This is a genomic window from Pseudomonadota bacterium, assembly GCA_010028905.1.
Classification (GTDB): domain Bacteria; phylum Vulcanimicrobiota; class Xenobia; order RGZZ01; family RGZZ01; genus RGZZ01.
This window is the reverse complement of record RGZZ01000745.1, coordinates 1-1651: the sequence shown is the minus strand read 5'-3', so window position 1 is coordinate 1651 and position 1651 is coordinate 1. Positions and strand designations below refer to the sequence as shown.

General features: G+C 67.2%; 2 protein-coding genes. Both read left to right on the top strand.

What is annotated here, in order from left to right:
* The first annotated feature begins 123 nt into the window (after positions 1 to 123).
* Entirely contained in the window at positions 124 to 852 is a 729-nt protein-coding gene (locus EB084_24910; GenBank protein ID NDD31505.1) for a hypothetical protein, read from the top strand.
* Positions 692 to 1567: an IS4 family transposase gene (locus tag EB084_24905; protein ID NDD31504.1), complete on the top strand. Its 876-nt coding sequence runs from the start codon at positions 692 to 694 to the stop codon at positions 1565 to 1567. Before EB084_24910 ends, EB084_24905 begins: the two co-directional genes overlap by 161 nt.
* The last annotated feature ends 84 nt before the right edge of the window (positions 1568 to 1651 follow it).

The window sequence follows — 1651 nt, the reverse complement described above, 5'->3', positions numbered from 1 at the left end:
CCAATTCCCCCGCGGCGCCCGGGTCGCTTTGCCGGTGTCAGCGCCCCCAAAAGGCCCGAGGGGTCCTGGGGAGCTCAGGATCCAACACATCCCCTTGAGGCGGGTCAGGTACGGTGATCTGGGGTGGTGATGAGCAACGACCCGCCGTTCCCGCTCCCCTCCTCCGTCATCGACGAGTTCGCCGGCGCCGACTTCGGCGACGCCCGACTCACCCGGCGACTCGCCGTCGTCGCATCACGGATGGCCAGCGCTCCCGCCGAGAGTCTGCCCAGAACGTCGACGTCGCCGAGCGACCTCGAGGCCACCTACCGATTCTTCCGCAACGAGCGTGTCTCGGCGGCGGCGATCCTCGCGCCCCACCTTGCGGCGACGCGGGCACGCGCGCGCTCGGTGACGACGCTTTTGTCCGTCGAGGACACCACCGAGGCGCGCTTTGGCGGAACTTCCCGGCGCGAAGGTCTCGGCGAGCTGATGCATGGTGGACAGGGATTCTTCCTGCACGCATCGCTTCTGGTCGGGCTCGTCGACGGTCAGGCCGTCCCGCTGGGTCTTGGCGCGTACGAAGTGCTGACGAGAACCACGCGGCGAGAGACGACGACGACGAAGGCGGCGACGAAGGCGAAACAGAAACACATTCGTACCGACCCGATGCGCGAGGCGACTCGCTGGCTGCGGGTCGCACAAGCGACGGATAAGGCGCTCGCAGCGGAGAGTCTCTCGGCCATTCACGTCGCCGACCGCGAAGGCGACAACTACGATTTCTTCGGTCCGCTCACGAGGTCACGCTTCGTCGTTCGTGTCGCTCACACGCGCGTCGTCACGCCCCGGACATCCGCAGCCGCAACTCGATGACGCTGTCGCAGCGATCACGGTCCGAGCGCGTCGAACCGTTGAGTTGAGTGCGCGCGTCACGAGCGGCGGGCGACGTCGAGCGGTAACCCCGCGTGCCGCACGCGAAGCCGAGCTCGACATCAGGGCGACGACGGTGTCGTTGCGGCCACCATCCGTGTCCGACTTCAAGGAGCCCGTCACGGTGAACGTCGTCGAGGTGACCGAGGTCGGGGCTCCCGATGGCGAAGAGCCGGTTCGTTGGCGCTTGTTGACGACGGAACCCATCGCCACCGAGGCCGACGTCTGCCACGTCGTCGACATCTACCGCGCGCGTTGGTTGATCGAGGAGTTCTTCAAGGCGCTGAAGACAGGTTGCGCGATGGAGGACCGGCAGCTCGAGACCCAGACGCGTCTCGAGAACACGCTCGCCGTCGAGATTCCGATTGCGTGGCAGATGCTCGCGCTGCGTCACGCCGCCCGAACGCCGACGACGCCGGCGAGCAATGTCCTGCCTTCGAGCATCCTCGCGTTGCTGGCCTGGATGGCGACGACGTCGGGAAAGAATCGCTGGGGGATCAAGCTGCCGAATCCGGCGTCGCCGACGGCGAAGGAAGCGCTCTGGGCGATCGCTCGCATTGGCGGGCATCTGCCGAACAACGGGCCGCCGGGGTGGATCACCATCCGCCGCGGCCTCGACGACGTCATGGCGATCCTGACGGTCTGGGAGCCGATGTGATCGATGATGAGGTCCCCTGACAACCCCCGGGCCTTTTTCGGGGTGCCAGCACCGGCAAACGACCCGGGCGCCGCGGGGGAATTG